This is a genomic window from Bacillus sp. 179-C3.3 HS (assembly GCF_047229225.1).
Classification (GTDB): Bacteria; Bacillota; Bacilli; order Bacillales; family Bacillaceae; genus Bacillus.
The window spans coordinates 55,915-72,373 of record NZ_JBFEFT010000017.1 but is presented as its reverse complement, the minus strand read 5'-3'; the positions used below and the strand labels follow the sequence as shown (position 1 = coordinate 72,373).

Here is a 16,459-nt window from a genome sequence, read left to right as displayed (position 1 = left end):
TTTTCTTTCCGTCTATATTGAAGATACCACAATCTGAATGAAGTTACATCATTTCCAGACGCTTTTAAATGTATCTTCATTAAATCCAACAGTCACTCTTTTACCATCTGTTGTGATAGGACGCTTAATTAACATTCCGTTAGACGCGAGTAATTCTAGCTGCTCGTCCTCCGACATCGTAGGAAGTTGATCTTTCAGCTGAAGCTCTCGGTATTTCTGTCCGCTTGTGTTAAAGAATTTCTTCAACTCCAAACCACTTTTTTCGTAAAGTGCTTTCAATGTTTCTTTATTAGGCGTTTCTTCAACAATATGTATGCTGTTGATTTCTTTGTCGTGTTCTTCAAACCACTTTTTTGCTTTTCGGCATGTTCCGCAAGATGGATATTCATAAAAATCTAAAGCCATCATTTTCACCCCCTGCAAAGTGTGACAACATTTTATCATAAAACATTTTAAAAACCTAAACGTATGCTTACAAAAAGGTGTGGAGTCATCTCCACACCTTTTGAAGGCTGTTTTTATACGATATATTTCTGTTCTACAAAGATGCGTTTCGCTACTTCACGCTTTGTCGCAATGACATTAATTGGTGTGAATCTTGTCAGCTTGCGAAGAGCTGACAGGTTCATACGGAGGGCATCTCCTTCGTCCATTGCGATCAAAGATTCCTTCGCATGTGCTTCAATCTCAAGGAATGCTTCCTGCGTGAAAATTTGCGTGTAGGCAAGCTTTTGTGCATTTTTCTCTACGCCTGTTGCCGCGATGGCTTTTTCTGTACGCAAGATTGCAGATTCGGCGGCAAAAATGCCATTGACTATATCCGCGATATTCACAAGGATTTCTTGCTCACGCTCTAGTGCATTTCCATATTTTAATGCTGCCATGCCTGCCACCATGAGGGCAATCTTTTTCGCATGAGCGAGCAAGTATTTCTCTTGATCAAGCGGTTGATCGCCAGGTTCTTCAGGCATCATCATCATGAGTTCTTCTTGTAATGTTTGCGCTTTTTGAAGAAGTGGCAATTCTCCTTTCATCGCCTTCTTCAAGAAGGTACCTGGCACGAGCAAACGGTTGATCTCATTTGTGCCTTCAAATATCCGGTTAATTCGTGAATCACGGTAAGCTCTTTCGACTTCGTATTCTTGCATGAATCCGTATCCACCGTGCATTTGTACGCCTTCATCGGCGATATAATCTAATGTTTCAGAGCCAAGCACTTTGCAAAGAGAGCATTCAATTGCATATTCAGCAATGGATTGTGCAATTTTCTTACCGTCCTTTTGCTCTTCTTCACTTAACAAGCCCATCCGCTGTTCAAACAAGCCAACTGTACGGTAAACAGCACTTTCCATGGCATAGAGCTTTGCTGACATGTTGGCTATTTTTTCACCCATTAAGCTAAATTTAGCAATGGGCGTTTTGAATTGCTTCCGCTGGTTGGCATACTCTGCTGATAATTGGATGACACGCTTTGAAGCACCGATCGTGCCGACAGCTAGTTTGTAACGGCCGATATTCAAGATGTTAAAGGCAATGACATGTCCTCTTCCCGCTTCTCCTAATAAATTCTCTTTTGGGACTTGGGCATCTTCAAGAATTAAGGTTCTCGTTGATGATCCCTTAATGCCCATTTTTTTCTCCTCTGGTCCTGTTTTGACACCAGGGAAATCCTTTTCTACGATAAAGGCAGAGAAGTGTTCTCCATCAATTTTCGCATACACGACAAAGACATCTGCAAAAGCGGAGTTGGTGATCCACTGTTTTTCACCATTTAGGACATAATGAGTTCCAGCTTCGTTTAGTACCGCTGTTGTTTTTGCCCCGAGTGCGTCTGATCCGGAACCAGGCTCTGTTAATGCGTAAGCTGCAATGGTTTCTCCAGAAGCAAGACCAGGCAAATATGTTTCTTTTTGCGTTTGATTTCCGAAAAGGACAATCGGAAGAGATCCAATTCCTACATGGGCGCCGTAGGAAAGAGAGAAACTACCGGCTCTTGCGAATTTCTCTGTAATGATGGCAGAGCTGATTTTATCTAACCCAAGTCCACCGAATTCTTCAGGAACGTCCGCACCAAGCAAGCCAAGCTCACCTGCCTTCTTTAAGAGTCGAACAGAGTGCTCGAATTCGTGATTTTCGATTTGGTCAATATGCGGAACGACATCTTGTAAAATGTAATCCTCTGTCGTTTTTCCAATCATCTGATGCTCATCAGAAAAATCCTCTGGTGTAAAGATATGTTCAAAATCCGTTTCATCAATTAAAAAGCTGCCACCCTTTTTTACATCTTCCATTGCTTTCATTTTCTTTTCCCCCTTTAAATTAATTCAAATATGCCTGCCGCTCCCATTCCTCCACCGATGCACATCGTCACAATCCCGAACTGCTCGTTTCGTCGTTTCATTTCATGGATGAGTGATAACGTTAGTTTGGTTCCCGTACAGCCTAACGGATGCCCTAATGCAATGGCGCCACCATTTACATTCACCTTTTCTTCGTCTATCCCTAAATGACGAATAACTTGAATCGACTGAGACGCAAATGCTTCATTCAGTTCAAACAACCCGATATCTTCAAGCGAAAGACCTGCTATTTTCAGTGCACGAGGGATCGCTTCAACAGGGCCAATCCCCATGACTTCAGGTGGTACACCACCAACAGCGAACGCTCTAAATTTTGCAAGCGGCTGAAGTGATAAGGAAGAAGCTTTTTCTCGATCCATCATCATCACACATGCGGCTCCATCACTCGTTTGTGAGGAGTTCCCTGCGGTGACTGTGCCTTTTGTTGAGAAAGCTGGACGCAAGGTAGAGAGAATATCCTCTGTTGTTCCTGCCCTCACACCTTCATCCTGTGAAAAGGTAAATTGATGTTCTTTGATTTGATATTGCTCGCCAATCTGCCTTTCTGTGACATCAACCGGAACAATTTCGTCTGCGAATTTCCCTTCCTTCAATGCCTTTGCTGCCTTTTGGTGACTTCTGACAGCAAACGCATCTTGGTCTTGCCGGGTAATCTGATATTTTTGTGCCACTTGCTCTGCTGTGTGCCCCATACTCATGTAGTACTCAGGCGCTTGCTCTGCCAAGCGGGCATTTGGACGAATCGAATGACCCATCATTGGTACTTGCGACATTGATTCAACGCCGCCGGCTAAAATGGTATCTGCTTGCCCCAGCATAATCCGCTCACCTGCATAGGCAATTGACTGAAGACCAGAAGAACAGTAACGGTTAATCGTAATGGCTGGAACCGTGTAAGGCAGTCCTGCAAGTGCGCCAATATTCCGGGCAACATTTAATCCTTGCTCTGCTTCTGGTGTCGCACATCCGATAATCAAATCATCTATTTCACCATCGTAATCCCCGGCACGCTTTAGCGTTTCTTTTACACATAATGCACCCATATCATCAGGTCGAACAGTTTTTAACGATCCTTTTTTTGCTTTCCCTACTGGTGTCCTCGCGCCAGCTACAATCACTGCTTCTCTCATTTTGATTCCCCCTAGTTACGTAAAGGTTTTCCTTTCACGAGCATGTGCTGCATGCGTGCCTGTGATTTCACTTCTCCTACAAGACTTAAAAATGCTTCTCTTTCAAGCTCTAATAAATATTGCTCATCAACCTCTGTTCCAAATGGCAATTTCCCTCCAGAGATGACGTAGGCTAATTTTTTGGCAATGGTCATGTCATGGTCAGAAATATATCCAGACAGACGCATATTTTCAGCAGCCAATAGCATCGCCGCGTAACCTGTTTCCCCCATCACCGGCACCTTTTGTTTAAGCGGCGCACGATAGCCCGCTTCATCGAGAGTCAGAACCAGTTGTTTGGCATCATAGATGAGATGATCACCATTCATACTGATCCGGTCACTTGATTGAAGTATGTTCATATCCCGTGCTTCTTCTGCTGATGTGGACACCTTTGCCATGGCAATCGTTTCAAATGTTTGAAGCGTCGCATCTTGTATAGCTGTCGCAGAAGGCTTAGACGCTCCTTTGAGGTGGTGAAGGTAAAGCTCTTTGTTTCCGCCTCCGCCCGGAATGAGTCCGACGCCCGCTTCCACTAGTCCCATATATGATTCACTGGACGCTTGTATCCCTGCTGCTGGAAGACAAAGCTCTGTCCCGCCTCCTAATGTCATGCCAAACGGTGCTGCAACGACCGGACGCTCACTATATTTCACCTTCATCATCGCCTGTTGGAAACGACGAATCACGAAGTCAATTTCAAAGAAATTATCATCCTGCGCTTCCATTAAAATCAGGGCAAGGTTCGCACCGACACAGAAGTTCTTTCCTTGATTACCGATGACAAGCCCTTTGTAATTCTTTTCAGTCTCATCCACTGCACGATTGATCATATCGATCACATCAAGCCCGATTGCATTGCTCTTTGAGTGGAATTCGAGTAGCGCCACATCATCCCCAAGATCAATGAGGCTAGCACCTGTATTTTTGAAGATAACGCCTTGTTTCTTTTTTAATTTGGCAATTGAGATATTCTTCTCATTTACTTTCTCCTGCACATACGCCCCTTGCTCATAAAAAGCGCGCTCTCCGACTTCGTTCTCTTCATAGAAAGTCTCATGTCCTTCCGAGAGCATTGTTTTCACCCATGATGGGATGCTGTGGCCTTCTGATTCCATTTTCTCCACAGCCGTTTTTACTCCTATGGCATCCCATAATTCAAACGGGCCATGCTGCCAGCCAAATCCCCATTTCATGGCCTGATCAATTGACTGGATATCATCCGCAATCTCGCCTTTTAACTGAGCCGCATAAAGGAGCACAGGCGCTGTGATATTCCATAGTAATTTCCCTGCACGTCCATCTTGGTAAATAAGCGCTTTCAATTTAGCTTTTGTTCCCTTTTGTTGTTTAGCAACCTCGATGCCTGGATCTTTGAGCTTTGTCCGTTCTCCGTATGTGAGTGTCACCGGATCAAGCTCGAAAATCGCTTTGCCACTCTTTTGATAAAACCCTTGTCCTGCCTTGCTGCCAATCCAGCCTTTTTCGAGCATTCTTTCAACAAACTCTGGTAGCTCGAAAACATCTTTCTCCTTTCCTTCCACTTGTTCATAGACGTTACGAGCGACATGAGAAAACGTATCTAGTCCTACGACGTCCAGTGTACGGAACGTTGCACTTTTCGGTCTGCCAATGAGCGGGCCTGTGACAGAATCAACTTCTCCGATTGTATATTTGTTCTCAAGCATTTCACGAACCGTGATAAGAAGCCCGTATGTGCCAATGCGATTCGCAATAAAGTTAGGCGTGTCTTTAGCTTCGACAACCCCTTTCCCAAGCACATCTTCACCAAACGTTTTCATAAATGTGAGGACTTCTGGGTCTGTTTCTTTAATTGGAATCACTTCTAATAGCTTTAAATAACGCGCAGGATTGAAAAAATGAGTCCCTAAAAAGTGACGTTTAAAGTCATCCGATCTGCCTTCTGCCATTTTTTCAACCGAGATGCCTGAGGTATTGCTTGATACGATACTGCCTTCTTTGCGGTGATTGTCGATGAGTGAGAATACGTGTTGTTTGATACTGAGCTTTTCGGTCACGACTTCGATGATCCAGTCAGCATCTTGTAATAAGGAAAGATGATCTGTGAGATTTCCAGGTGTGATGTAGGATAGGTTTTTTGCTGAAGTAAGAGGTGCTGGCTTTTGCTTTAATAACTTTTTCTTCGCTTCTTGACTGAAACGATTCCGAACACTAGGGTGATCAAGCGTTAGCTTTTTTGCCGTTTCTTCCTTTGTCAGTTCATTTGGCACAATATCTAGCAATGTTACTGGTATCCCGATATTGGCGAGATGTGCAGCAATGCCTGAGCCCATAACACCTGAACCAATGACAGCCGCCTTGCGAATATGTTTGCCCATAAATATCCCCCTAAACACTTTGAATGAATAGTCATTCATTTTTTGTTTAAAAAAAAGCAATGTCTCTTTCTTTATCTTAAAAGATTTTGAGAAACAGTTCAATAGTGGATTTCAAAAATTTACACATTTCTCACGTTCAACTTTGCTGTGTATGAATTAAAGACGGGAGGGAACTGTAAGAATGGAGGTGATGTCCACATGTCTCGTTTGAAGAAGAATCCTTCGAAAGCCGGTGTAAGCGCTGCGAGTGTGAAAGGAAACGCAGGTCCATCGCAGGAAGCAGACCTAGGCGGTAAAAAGACTAGTCAAAATCAGCAATATAAAAAGAATCAATAAAAGAATTCGTCAGGAGGAACAAAGAGTGAACAATCAGCAAATGAATACACCCCCACAAGTCATCTCAGTAAAGGATTCCTTGTATTTAGAGGATATGCTGAACTGGAATTTGGTCGCTATGAAAAAGGCCCATTTTATGGCCGAGCATTGTCAGGATCAAACGTTGAAAAATGAATTAAATCAAGTCGGTCAGATGCATCATCAGCATTACACACAAATTCTTCAGCATTTAGGCAATTCAGGGCAAAGTCAGTCATCTGGCTTCATGCAATAGGAGGAAAGAATATGGAACAGCAAAATCAACAAAAAATCGGTAATCAACAAACCCCTGTCCCGACCACCGCACACATGAATGATCGTGATTACGTCACAGATTTACTTTCAACGGAGAAATATATGACAAACGGATACAATACGGCGCTTAATGAATTCAGTCATGAATCTCTTTATCAAGATATTCAGCGTATCGCCCTTGAAACACAGAAAACCCAAAGGCATTTATATGATGTCATGTTCCGTTATGGCTGGTATTCTGTTGAAGCGGCTGACCAGCAAAAGCTCCAGCAGGCACATCAGAAATTCCAGCAAACAATCACAGATCAATCTCCATATGGCTCATCTCACATGTCATAAAGAAAAACTGCCAGTTGACTGCTGGCAGTTTTTTAGTCGTTTTTCTTCGCACGATGCGCTTCATTCAATGTTTTAATTCGGTGAATCGTTTCTTTGATTTCTTCTTTTGCTTCAGGATATGTTTCATTAAAATGCTTTGCCAATGGCGGCATGCTTTTCGCAATGTGAGAATAGATCACCCACTGTTTCACATCTTTTTTTAATGCCTCTGTCGTTTCACCGAGCAACAGCTCTGTATACTTTTCAATCAAGCCTTCCAGTTTTTCATCGAATTCATGTTCCATGGTTCTTCCCTCCTTTTAAGTCAAGATCTGTTAAATTCATATCCATGTTTGGTATGGCTTTTCAAATTCTTCAAGTTAGAAAAAAGCCCGACTCTGTCAGGAACAGATGTCAGGCTTTTGACATATGATTATCTTGCAGCAAGTAACGGCTCAGCTTGTGCCTGTTGCACAATACAGCGTCCTCTACCGTGCGGAATACAAAGTGGTGTGCCAAATAGAGGATCTGTTGTTACTTGGCAATTCATATCAAAGACATTTTTCACAAGGTCACAGTTAATCACCGTTTCAGGTCTGCCTTCTGCATAAATGGACTTATCTTTGATCGCTACAAGATGGTGTGCATATCTACACGCAAGATTGAGGTCATGAAGAACCATGACAATCGTACGCTGTTCTCTTTCATTTAAATCAAACAGGAGATCAAGGATTTCAATTTGATGGGTCATGTCTAAATACGTTGTTGGCTCATCTAGTAGAATAATATCCGTCTCTTGCGCCAATGTCATCGCAATCCAAGCGCGCTGCCTTTGTCCACCTGATAATGAATCGACTGTACGATCAGCTAAATCCTCCATCTTCGTTGACTTTAGTGCGCGATTGACCGCTTCTTCGTCTTGCTTTGACCATTGCTTCAACCAATTCTGGTAAGGGTATCTCCCCTGCTTCACTAACTGATGCACGGTTAATCCTTCAGGCGCTTCAGGTCCTTGCGGAAGAATCGCAAGCTGTTTCGCCACTTCCTTCGTTGGTAACTTTGCAATGGAATGACCTTCTAATAAGACCGAACCGCCCATTGGCTTCATGAGACGCGCCAAAGAGCGAAGTAGCGTTGATTTTCCGCATCCATTGCTGCCAATCAATACTGTGATTTCACCCTTAGGGATCGACACATTTAGTTCGTCTATGATCAATGTTTCACCGTAACCTAAGCTTAAACCTTCAGTAGAAATGGCACTCATTCCGCTCAAACGCTCCTTTTCTCACACAATTTTTATATTGACAACGCCTTTGAACAGACGTAAAAGATCACTTATCTTCTGTTAGTGTATCAGATTTAAGTGATCTTGAAAATCATTTTCAATTAAAAAGTGGAGAAAGTGACATTTATTTCTTTTTTTCAAATGAACGGTTTGTTCCATCTTCCATCTTCATCTCTACTTGAATTCGCTGATAATCATCATCTAGATTAAAAGCAGTGAGCAGTTCGTTCACATATCGTTCACTTAACTTGGCATTTGGGGCAGTCATATCGCTTAGCTTCATTTTTATCTCTCGCAATGCTTCTTCCCCTTCATAGCGAATACCATTCAAGTGATCTCGAATAAGGGCTTCTTCTTTTCCACTCGCCTGACGATATGTCGCTTCGTATCGTTCATTTTTCTGACCATACTGGACACTTAGATGCAGACGCTGAAATGGCAACTCCTTCATTTGAATCGCTGATAGACTTTCTTCCTCGATTGTTTCGTGAAACGGTTCGATCGATTGACAGCCAGACAACGTCCATAGTAACACCCCAAGTAGTCCGACCTTATTCCAACACATCATGTGTTTCCTCCTATGTCACATCATCGTTTTTTTATTCTTCTCCAAGCGACTTTTCCTTATTCACAAAACAAAGTGTTATAGTAAATTGACACAATAGAAGAAGGGGAGAAACGGTTGATGAAGAAAACAGCACTCGTTACTGGTGCGAATAGTGGCTTTGGGAAACTCATCACGATGCGTCTTGCCAAGCAAGGTTATACCGTCATCGCTGGTGTTAGACAAGAAGCCAATGCTAAAAAGCTTGCCGATGAAATCGAACAAGCCGCATTATCAACGCATGTACATATTGAAGCATTAGATGTGACCGATACCCAGTCCATTCAAGCATTGAAAAAAACACTAGAATCCTATGCACCGATTACTTTACTCGTCAATAATGCCGGGACTGCCTATGCCGGCTTTGCTGAAGAAATTCCTGTGGACACCTACCGCCAGCAGTTTGAAGTCAATGTCTTTAGTGTCATGAACATGACACAAGCGGTCCTTCCATTGATGACAAAAGGATCAAAGATCATCAATATGAGTAGTATTAGCGGTTTGATGGGCATGCCATCGCTCTCTCCATATGTTTCATCAAAGTTTGCACTTGAGGGCTATACGGAGAGTTTACGGATTGAGCTGGCCCCGTTTGGCATACAAGCCGCTTTGATCGAACCAGGCTCATTTCAGACAAATATATGGGACACCTCTATGCACAATCAATTGCAGGAGCCACCAGCAGACTCTAAATACAACACCTTCTATCGAAAGGTGAAAAGTCATATGGCCGCCCAGCAGCCAAACTACGGAGATCCCTCTGAAGTTGCTGAGCTCGTTGTCACGCTAGCAGAGAAAAAACATCTGAAACGCATGCGGTATCTGATCGGTAAAGGCGTACGACTTTCATTAACAGCAAAGCGCATCTTGCCTTGGCACCTTTGGGAAAACATCATTTTACGTAAGCTCCTATCAAAAAAATGAACATCAAAAAGAGGTGGATCTCATGGTTCCACCTCTTTTGGTTTATGCGTCGTTATCCGTTTGTGCGAGCGTAATATCTAGCTTTTTGTTCTTTCCTTCACGAATAACTGTCATCGTTGTCTTTTCGCCGATTTTTGTTTCTTTGTAAAGTATTTCTTTCAGCTGTGAGCTGTTCGCTACATCTTTCCCTTTAAATTTAATAATCACATCTCCTGATTTCAGACCTGCCTTTTGTGCAGGGGATCCATTTGATACATCCTTCACGTAAATCCCATGACCGATTTGCTTATCAAATAATCCGAGTGTATTTTGTTGGAACGTTTCAGGCACTTGTTCAAGATCAATCATCTGTACGCCAAGGTATGGGCGTTCGACTTCTCCATTTTCCAATAGCTCATCTACAATTGGTTTTACATCATTACTTGGTATGGCAAAACCAAGTGATTCAACACCACTGTCGCTAATTTTCAAGCTGTTGATACCAATAACTTGACCGTCTGTATTAATGAGCGGACCTCCACTGTTCCCTGGATTGATCGCAGCATCTGTTTGCAACACATTCATCTCAACGGTTCCAGATGACGTATTCGCTTCAACTGTTCGATCGAGACCGCTAATAATTCCTTCTGTGACAGTACCAGAGAACTGTGCACCAAGCGGGTTCCCAATCGCGATGACTTTATCCCCAGCACGCAGCTTAGATGAATCACCAAAGCTTGCGACCTTTTCAATGCCATCCGAATTGATTTCTAACACCGCTAAATCTGTCATGACGTCACTACCGACAAGTTTTGCCTCTTTTGATTTGCCATCATATAGCGTGACCTTTATTTTGTTTGCACCCTCGATGACGTGGTTATTTGTAATGATATACGCCTTTTTACCATCCTTTTTGAAAATGACACCAGAACCAGTTCCCGCTTCAGCTTCTGTTGATTCCCCGCCAAGACCAAACGAATTCTGGGTAGATTGATAGTTTGATACACCTACAATTGTCGGCTCTAAATCCTCCACCATATCCGCTACATTGGTCGCATTGGTAATTTGTTTTGTTGAGAAATTATCAGACGTTGCCGTTTGATTTGAAGCTGTTTGGGTTTGAGTATCAGCTGTTGTGTCTTGTGACTGCGGCAACAGCGGCGTAATGCCAAGAACAAGTCCACCGCCAATAATTCCGCCAAGAATCGGGCTTAACCATGCCGCCTTGCGTTTTTTCTCTTTCTTAGAAGAACGATCATCGATCACTTCAGGTGCTTTATTTGTCACACGTTCTTGAGTCGCAGATGCTTCCTCTTCATGCTGATGAAGCACAACCTCTTTCTCTTTCGGTATTTCTTCTATGATGTTCTCATTCTCTTGATGTGTTTCGTCTTGATGATTCATCTTATTTTCTTCGTTGTCTCTTCTGAAATCCATCGCTCGCACTCCTTTTGTCATTTTCATGAAATGCTTTCATTTCATTATGTGTAGATCGGACTTGTGTCCTCTTAATAGAAAGATCAGATCAATGAATATACTTTTGTCAATATGTCAAATTATATATTACTTGTTCATAGAAAAAAAGCAAGGTTTGCCCATTGTAAAGCATCAATTGATCCGCGTTTTGACTATTCCCTTTTTTCCCTTGCACTTATCATAATCAAACATTATGGGATAAAGATGAGAAGAATATGTGAAATTGTAAAAAAAGCGTGTGATTGTTGACATGCCGCCTTTGTCTCCCGTTATAATGACGTTGAGAGGATGTGAAAGACGTTGTCTTACACCATTTATTTAGTTGAAGATGAACAAAATTTAAATGAATTGCTCACCAAATATTTAGAAAGTGAGAATTGGAATGTTTCCTCTTTCTTAACTGGGGAAGCGGCTCGTCAAGCAATGGACAACCCGCCACACTTATGGATCTTAGATATCATGTTACCTGATACAGACGGCTACACACTGATCAAAGAAATCAAAGCCGCCTCACCTGACGTACCAGTCATTTTCATTTCAGCTCGTGATGCCGATATTGATCGTGTCCTCGGTTTAGAGCTTGGTAGCAGTGACTATATTGCAAAACCATTTCTCCCGCGTGAATTGATCATCCGCGTGCAAAAGCTGCTGGAGCTTGTGTACAAAAACAGTGATACCCCGCAGGAAAGTGTGACTCCTGTTTCATCCTATATCATCCATGAGGACATTAGAGAAGTGTATGAAAAGGATCAACTGATTAATTTAACTTCTAAAGAGTTCGATCTTTTACGATTATTTACCCATCATCAAGGACATGCCTTTTCTCGTGAAGACATCCTCATGAAGATTTGGGGACACGATTACTTCGGGACAGACCGTGTAGTCGATGATCTTGTGAGACGACTACGCAAAAAAATGCCTGACCTAAAAGTCGAGACGATTTATGGATTTGGCTATAGGATGCTAAAAGGATGAAGAACAAGCCGCTTGCTTTTCAAATTTGGATCGTCATCTCTGGCATTTTGCTGACGATTTCCATTGTCCTGATCATTTTATTTTCAAATACATTACGCAACTTCTTCACGAATGAAATTTATAAAAACATAGAAAATGAACAGCAGGTCCTAACGGAATATCCTTTGAACCGGAGCAGCTCACCAAAATCGACACCAGAAAATCGCTCCGTTCAACACATTCTGATCCCATCAGATGAATTGAATCAAATGACTCAGTTTTTCCCCTATACGTTTATTGAGAAAGTACAATCCTTTGTCGATAAACAAAGAAGCGTGACAAAGCGCTATTCAGAAGATGTCAATGGCCAGCAGATTTTCTTTGTCATCAAAAAGGTCCAAACAGAAAACAGACAATATATCCTTCTGTCTTATGCACCAGATTCTTATCGTGATGACCTGTCCTTCACATTGTTTAAACAACTCATTGTGATCTTAGGCACTGTCATTTTACTTAGCTGGATTCCATCTATATGGCTCGCCCGCTACTTATCTCGCCCAATTGTTGCATTTGAAAAGCACGTGAAGCGGATTGCACAAGAGGAATGGGACGATCCTGTGATCGTGGATCGACAAGATGAAATCGGTAAGCTTGGTCATACGATTGAAGAAATGAGGCAAAAGCTCATTCAAAAGGATGAAACAGAACAAACACTATTGCAGAATATATCACATGACTTAAAAACACCTGTGATGGTGATCCGTGGATATACGCAATCGATTAAAGATGGGATTTTTCCAAAAGGGAATCTTGAACAAACGGTGGATGTCATCGAAGGAGAAGCGGAAAAACTCGAGAAGAAAATTAAAGATTTGCTGTATTTAACAAAGCTTGATTATTTATCAAAACAACATCCATCACATACTTCCTTCTACGTGAGTAATACGATGCTAGAAGTGGTCGATCGGATTAGATGGACGAAAAATGAATTACAGTGGAATGTGGATTTAGATGATGAGGCTACTCTTGAAGGCGATCCAGAACAGTGGAGCAAATTATTTGAAAATGTATTAGAAAATCAACTTCGCTACGCGAAAAGTAACATCGATATTCACATGACACAAGAAGAGGATCACATCCTGATTGTGATTCGTAATGACGGTCCTCCAATTGAAGAACATATGCTATCCAACCTATACGAGCCTTTTAGTAAGGGAAAAAAGGGCGAATTCGGTATTGGATTAAGCATTGTCAAAAGAATTCTTTCCATGCATCAGGCATCCATCACGATTGAAAATGATGATGTTGGTGTACGATATACGATCACTGTACCAAAGAAGAGACTGTAGGTGTTGACCGCAGTCTTTTTTTAAATAAAAGAATACCCATTAAAATCACGGTATGTGGTTTTGATCTTCTTACCGGCTTGAACCATCCATTTCTTTTCGACTGTTGTTTCTTTTGGCATCTTGACTTTTTCTACTTGTATTCCTTTTGTTCGCAATCGTCTAATCATATCATCGATTTCTCTCATAAAACATCATCCTTTCACATATTTTGACCAGCTGGTCACCTTACTTTATAATATAAAGAATTACACTGTAAAATACAAGTTACAATCTGATTAATTTTTGAAAACTTTCTTCATTTATGACCGATAAGTCATATCTCTTTGCACACGCTTTCTCAGATATGCGTCAATCGGTAAGAAAGGATGGCAGTGAAATTGAAGAAGAAAGAAAAAATGATCATAGAAGCCGGTATGAAATTATTTGCCAGCAAGGGCTACAATACAACGTCCGTACAGGAAATTGCGGATGAATGCCACATATCAAAAGGTGCTTTCTATCTGTACTTTAAATCGAAGGAAGCACTGCTTATATCCATCTTGCATTACTATTACGATAAGGTATTTACCCGAATCCACGAGGTTCAAACAGAAGGTGGCACACCAAAAGAAGCTTATCGGAAACAGCTCACAGTCTATTACGATAATATTTTGCAACAAAAGGATTTTATCAAAATGCAAATCAGTGATCGAGCGCTCCCATTGAATGAAGAAACGCAGCAGCTTGCTAAAAAAATTAGGCTGGCGACGATTCAATTGCACATTGATAATATCAAACAAGTATACGGTGACGATGCGATTCCTTACATGGCTGACCTTTGTTTAACCATCGAGGGCATGAGCCACGTCTATTTTGAACTAGCGATTTTATACGATTTTCAGCTTGAAGCAAAGGAGCTTGCCAGAAAAATGATCGACCGAATTGACGATTTGATGATAGGTATGATGGAGCGAAAAGATCTTCCACTCCTTTCTGTTGACCAAGCGAGCGTTTGGTTTGGACCTATTTATGAGCGCTCTTCTGATCCACTGACAGAAACGCTTTTAATGGAGTTAAGAGAACAAGCGGAAGCGCACTATGAAGGGAAACATGAGCCTGAGTTATTTGAAGCACTCGGTATTTTAGAAAATGAATTAAACAAACAAAAACCTAGGCAAGTCATCGTCAAAGGGATGCTCTATCAATTAAAATTGTACATACCGCTTCAATCCATTTCAGAATCACTATTACGGACGATGAACGAGGATCATTTATAAATATCAAAAAAAATCAGGGGCAGAGCGCCCCTGATTTTTTTATTTTGCTTTCGGTGTCACCATTTCTTCTGGTTTCACAAACTGTTCGAACTGCTCTTCTGTTAATAGCTCTAATTGAAGGGCAGCTTCTTTTAATGTTAAGCCTTCTTTATGTGCAAGCTTGGCAATTTTCGCTGCATTCTCATATCCGATATGCGGATTGAGTGCTGTGACAAGCATCAATGAATTTTGTAGGTTCTTTTCAATTGTCTCAAGGTTTGGCTCGATTCCAATCGCACACTTGTCATGGAACGAGTTCATACCGTCTGCAAGCAATTCAACTGATTGTAAGAAATTGTAGATGATGACTGGCTTAAATACATTTAGCTCGAAGTTTCCTTGGCTTGCTGCAAAACCGATTGTAGCGTCATTCCCCATCACTTGAGCGACAACCATTGTTAATGCTTCACTTTGAGTTGGGTTGACTTTCCCTGGCATGATAGAGCTACCTGGCTCATTTTCAGGAATAGTCAGCTCACCAATTCCGCAACGTGGACCACTTGCAAGCCATCTGACATCATTGGCAATTTTCATTAAATCAGCTGCAAGTGCTTTTAAAGCACCGTGTGCATACGTGATTTCATCATGGCTTGTTAGCGCATGGAACTTGTTTGGTGAAGAATTGAATGTTTGACCTGTTAGCTGGCTAATTTCTTCCGCCACGTATGTGCCGAACTCAGGATGTGCGTTTATCCCTGTACCAACAGCCGTACCACCAATGGCAAGCTCTCTCATTTTTTCAGTGGACTCTAAGATCATTTCTTTTGAACGGTCTAGCATATAGACCCAGCCGCTAATCTCTTGTCCAACTGTTAGCGGTGTTGCATCTTGTAAATGTGTACGACCGATTTTGACGATGTCTTGATAAGCTTTTGCTTTCTCATCAAGTGTCGCTCTTAATTGATCAATCGCAGGTAATAGCTTGTTGTACACAGCTAATACAGCTGCCACGTGCATCGCCGTTGGGAACGTATCATTCGAACTCTGACTGCGGTTTACGTCATCATTCGGGTGAATGCTGAACTCACTCTTTTTCTCTTGTAAATACGCAGTCGCTCTATTTGCTACGACTTCATTCATGTTCATGTTACTTTGCGTTCCACTACCTGTCTGCCACACAACAAGTGGGAAATGCTCGTCATACTTTCCTTTGATGATGTCATCACATACAGCTGCAATGGCTTCTGCTTTTTCACTTTCAAGGTTACCAAGACGTTCGTTGGCAATCGCTGTACTACGCTTCAAAATTGCAAACGCATTCACAACTTCCTTTGGCATTTTCTCAGAACCGATTTTGAAGTTTTCCTTGCTTCGTTGTGTTTGTGCTGCCCAGAACTTGTCCTTTGGCACTTTGATTTCACCCATTGTATCTTTTTCGATTCTAAATTCCGTCATTATGTATCCCTCCATAGCTTCTCATCACTCAACTCTATTCTATACAAAAAACCAAAATCCTTTAAGCGTTTTCAATAAGATTTTATCTTTATTTTAATTTTAGTTCAATATAAACTCGAACATCTTTGGAATATTTATATTTTGGGTTCGTTTTTCCGTAATCCTTTGACGTATACGTCACCTCATAATGTTGATCAAATGATTGTAGAATACGATCAATCTCTTCTTTTGTACCTGCTAAACGAATTTGTGCCATTCTATTGTTCCTCCAACTCTTCCTTCTTTCTTTTATCTCAAAATAATGTAACACAGAATATTGTTTTTTCAAGCGGATATAATAATGGAAAATCTTGATGAGGTG

The 16,459-nt window shown here is 41.6% G+C and carries 18 protein-coding genes; 7 read left to right on the top strand and 11 right to left on the bottom strand.

What is annotated here, in order from left to right:
- Positions 1-48 precede the first annotated feature (48 nt).
- The 4 genes from AB1K80_RS11825 to AB1K80_RS11810 all read right to left on the bottom strand — a co-directional run bounded on the left by AB1K80_RS11825 (position 49) and on the right by AB1K80_RS11810 (position 5,889).
- The gene (locus AB1K80_RS11825) at positions 49-405 is read right to left on the bottom strand and encodes an arsenate reductase family protein (RefSeq protein WP_412856819.1); all 357 of its coding nucleotides are present in this window, start codon (positions 403-405) and stop codon (positions 49-51) included.
- Between the two features lie 113 nt (positions 406-518).
- Positions 519-2,300 carry an acyl-CoA dehydrogenase family protein gene (locus AB1K80_RS11820; protein ID WP_412856818.1) on the bottom strand — a complete coding sequence of 594 codons (1,782 nt, stop codon included), beginning with the start codon at positions 2,298-2,300 and terminating at the stop codon, positions 519-521.
- A gap of 14 nt (positions 2,301-2,314) precedes the next feature.
- On the bottom strand, positions 2,315-3,490 hold the full coding sequence (locus AB1K80_RS11815) for an acetyl-CoA C-acetyltransferase (protein ID WP_412856817.1): 1,176 nt from the start codon (positions 3,488-3,490) through the stop codon (positions 2,315-2,317).
- 11 nt (positions 3,491-3,501) lie between these two features.
- On the bottom strand, positions 3,502-5,889 hold the full coding sequence (locus tag AB1K80_RS11810; protein WP_412856816.1) for a 3-hydroxyacyl-CoA dehydrogenase NAD-binding domain-containing protein: 2,388 nt from the start codon (positions 5,887-5,889) through the stop codon (positions 3,502-3,504).
- Positions 5,890-6,087: 198 nt separating this feature from the next.
- Between AB1K80_RS11810 and AB1K80_RS11805 the strand changes: the two genes are divergently transcribed.
- Genes AB1K80_RS11805 through AB1K80_RS11795 form a run of 3 tightly spaced genes read left to right on the top strand, consistent with a single transcriptional unit; the run spans position 6,088 to position 6,858 of the window.
- Positions 6,088-6,225, top strand: coding sequence for a YuzL family protein (locus AB1K80_RS11805; RefSeq protein WP_003212904.1), 138 nt, complete (start codon positions 6,088-6,090; stop codon positions 6,223-6,225).
- A gap of 40 nt (positions 6,226-6,265) precedes the next feature.
- Positions 6,266-6,499, top strand: a complete 234-nt coding sequence (locus AB1K80_RS11800) for a hypothetical protein (RefSeq protein WP_412856835.1) — start codon at positions 6,266-6,268, stop codon at positions 6,497-6,499.
- Between the two features lie 11 nt (positions 6,500-6,510).
- The gene (locus tag AB1K80_RS11795) at positions 6,511-6,858 is read left to right on the top strand and encodes a spore coat protein (RefSeq protein ID WP_412856815.1); all 348 of its coding nucleotides are present in this window, start codon (positions 6,511-6,513) and stop codon (positions 6,856-6,858) included.
- A 32-nt stretch (positions 6,859-6,890) separates the two neighbouring features.
- Here AB1K80_RS11795 and AB1K80_RS11790 read toward each other — a convergent pair whose 3' ends face one another.
- The 3 genes from AB1K80_RS11790 to AB1K80_RS11780 all read right to left on the bottom strand — a co-directional run bounded on the left by AB1K80_RS11790 (position 6,891) and on the right by AB1K80_RS11780 (position 8,687).
- A complete protein-coding gene (locus tag AB1K80_RS11790; protein ID WP_412856814.1) occupies positions 6,891-7,142 on the bottom strand; it encodes a YusU family protein in 252 nt (83 codons plus the stop codon).
- 128 nt (positions 7,143-7,270) lie between these two features.
- Positions 7,271-8,101 carry an ABC transporter ATP-binding protein gene (locus tag AB1K80_RS11785; protein WP_412856813.1) on the bottom strand — a complete coding sequence of 277 codons (831 nt, stop codon included), beginning with the start codon at positions 8,099-8,101 and terminating at the stop codon, positions 7,271-7,273.
- Between the two features lie 145 nt (positions 8,102-8,246).
- Positions 8,247-8,687: a YusW family protein gene (locus AB1K80_RS11780; RefSeq protein WP_412856834.1), complete on the bottom strand. Its 441-nt coding sequence runs from the start codon at positions 8,685-8,687 to the stop codon at positions 8,247-8,249.
- Between the two features lie 120 nt (positions 8,688-8,807).
- Between AB1K80_RS11780 and AB1K80_RS11775 the strand changes: the two genes are divergently transcribed.
- Complete coding sequence (locus AB1K80_RS11775; protein ID WP_412856812.1) at positions 8,808-9,650, top strand: SDR family oxidoreductase; 843 nt, start codon at positions 8,808-8,810, stop codon at positions 9,648-9,650.
- A 42-nt stretch (positions 9,651-9,692) separates the two neighbouring features.
- Here the strand turns inward: AB1K80_RS11775 and AB1K80_RS11770 are convergent, their stop codons facing one another.
- Positions 9,693-11,066, bottom strand: a complete 1,374-nt coding sequence (locus tag AB1K80_RS11770) for a S1C family serine protease (RefSeq protein WP_412856811.1) — start codon at positions 11,064-11,066, stop codon at positions 9,693-9,695.
- A 339-nt stretch (positions 11,067-11,405) separates the two neighbouring features.
- Between AB1K80_RS11770 and AB1K80_RS11765 the strand changes: the two genes are divergently transcribed.
- Positions 11,406-12,080, top strand: a complete 675-nt coding sequence (locus tag AB1K80_RS11765; protein WP_412856810.1) for a response regulator transcription factor — start codon at positions 11,406-11,408, stop codon at positions 12,078-12,080.
- Positions 12,077-13,408: a sensor histidine kinase gene (locus tag AB1K80_RS11760; protein WP_412856809.1), complete on the top strand. Its 1,332-nt coding sequence runs from the start codon at positions 12,077-12,079 to the stop codon at positions 13,406-13,408. Before AB1K80_RS11765 ends, AB1K80_RS11760 begins: the two co-directional genes overlap by 4 nt.
- A gap of 20 nt (positions 13,409-13,428) precedes the next feature.
- On the opposite strand, the gene spxO is transcribed toward AB1K80_RS11760, so the two are convergent.
- Positions 13,429-13,593 (bottom strand): anti-adapter protein SpxO, encoded by a 165-nt coding sequence (gene spxO, locus AB1K80_RS11755; protein ID WP_412856808.1) that lies wholly within the window; start codon positions 13,591-13,593, stop codon positions 13,429-13,431.
- Positions 13,594-13,785: 192 nt separating this feature from the next.
- On the opposite strand from spxO, the gene AB1K80_RS11750 reads away from it, so the two are divergent.
- Positions 13,786-14,664, top strand: a complete 879-nt coding sequence (locus AB1K80_RS11750) for a TetR/AcrR family transcriptional regulator (RefSeq protein WP_412856807.1) — start codon at positions 13,786-13,788, stop codon at positions 14,662-14,664.
- Positions 14,665-14,703: 39 nt separating this feature from the next.
- Here AB1K80_RS11750 and fumC read toward each other — a convergent pair whose 3' ends face one another.
- Both fumC and AB1K80_RS11740 read right to left on the bottom strand, forming a co-directional pair.
- Positions 14,704-16,098 (bottom strand): class II fumarate hydratase, encoded by a 1,395-nt coding sequence (gene fumC, locus AB1K80_RS11745; protein ID WP_412856806.1) that lies wholly within the window; start codon positions 16,096-16,098, stop codon positions 14,704-14,706.
- Positions 16,099-16,186: 88 nt separating this feature from the next.
- Positions 16,187-16,354, bottom strand: a complete 168-nt coding sequence (locus AB1K80_RS11740; protein ID WP_412856805.1) for a YvzF family protein — start codon at positions 16,352-16,354, stop codon at positions 16,187-16,189.
- Positions 16,355-16,459: the final 105 nt, after the last annotated feature.

Excerpts from the sequence above, each read along its gene's own strand:
- AB1K80_RS11820 (WP_412856818.1), bottom strand. The coding sequence starts at position 2,300 with ATGAAAGCAATGGAAGATGTAAAAAAGGGTGGCAGCTTTTTAATTGAT.
- AB1K80_RS11825 (WP_412856819.1), bottom strand. The coding sequence starts at position 405 with ATGGCTTTAGATTTTTATGAATATCCATCTTGCGGAACATGCCGAAAA.
- AB1K80_RS11785 (WP_412856813.1), bottom strand. The coding sequence starts at position 8,101 with ATGAGTGCCATTTCTACTGAAGGTTTAAGCTTAGGTTACGGTGAAACA.
- AB1K80_RS11795 (WP_412856815.1), top strand. The coding sequence starts at position 6,511 with ATGGAACAGCAAAATCAACAAAAAATCGGTAATCAACAAACCCCTGTC.
- AB1K80_RS11800 (WP_412856835.1), top strand. The coding sequence starts at position 6,266 with ATGAATACACCCCCACAAGTCATCTCAGTAAAGGATTCCTTGTATTTA.
- AB1K80_RS11770 (WP_412856811.1), bottom strand. The coding sequence starts at position 11,066 with ATGGATTTCAGAAGAGACAACGAAGAAAATAAGATGAATCATCAAGAC.
- spxO (WP_412856808.1), bottom strand. The coding sequence starts at position 13,593 with ATGAGAGAAATCGATGATATGATTAGACGATTGCGAACAAAAGGAATA.
- AB1K80_RS11780 (WP_412856834.1), bottom strand. The coding sequence starts at position 8,687 with ATGTGTTGGAATAAGGTCGGACTACTTGGGGTGTTACTATGGACGTTG.
- AB1K80_RS11740 (WP_412856805.1), bottom strand. The coding sequence starts at position 16,354 with ATGGCACAAATTCGTTTAGCAGGTACAAAAGAAGAGATTGATCGTATT.
- AB1K80_RS11805 (WP_003212904.1), top strand. The coding sequence starts at position 6,088 with ATGTCTCGTTTGAAGAAGAATCCTTCGAAAGCCGGTGTAAGCGCTGCG.
- fumC (WP_412856806.1), bottom strand. The coding sequence starts at position 16,098 with ATGACGGAATTTAGAATCGAAAAAGATACAATGGGTGAAATCAAAGTG.
- AB1K80_RS11790 (WP_412856814.1), bottom strand. The coding sequence starts at position 7,142 with ATGGAACATGAATTCGATGAAAAACTGGAAGGCTTGATTGAAAAGTAT.
- AB1K80_RS11775 (WP_412856812.1), top strand. The coding sequence starts at position 8,808 with ATGAAGAAAACAGCACTCGTTACTGGTGCGAATAGTGGCTTTGGGAAA.
- AB1K80_RS11810 (WP_412856816.1), bottom strand. The coding sequence starts at position 5,889 with ATGGGCAAACATATTCGCAAGGCGGCTGTCATTGGTTCAGGTGTTATG.
- AB1K80_RS11815 (WP_412856817.1), bottom strand. The coding sequence starts at position 3,490 with ATGAGAGAAGCAGTGATTGTAGCTGGCGCGAGGACACCAGTAGGGAAA.
- AB1K80_RS11760 (WP_412856809.1), top strand. The coding sequence starts at position 12,077 with ATGAAGAACAAGCCGCTTGCTTTTCAAATTTGGATCGTCATCTCTGGC.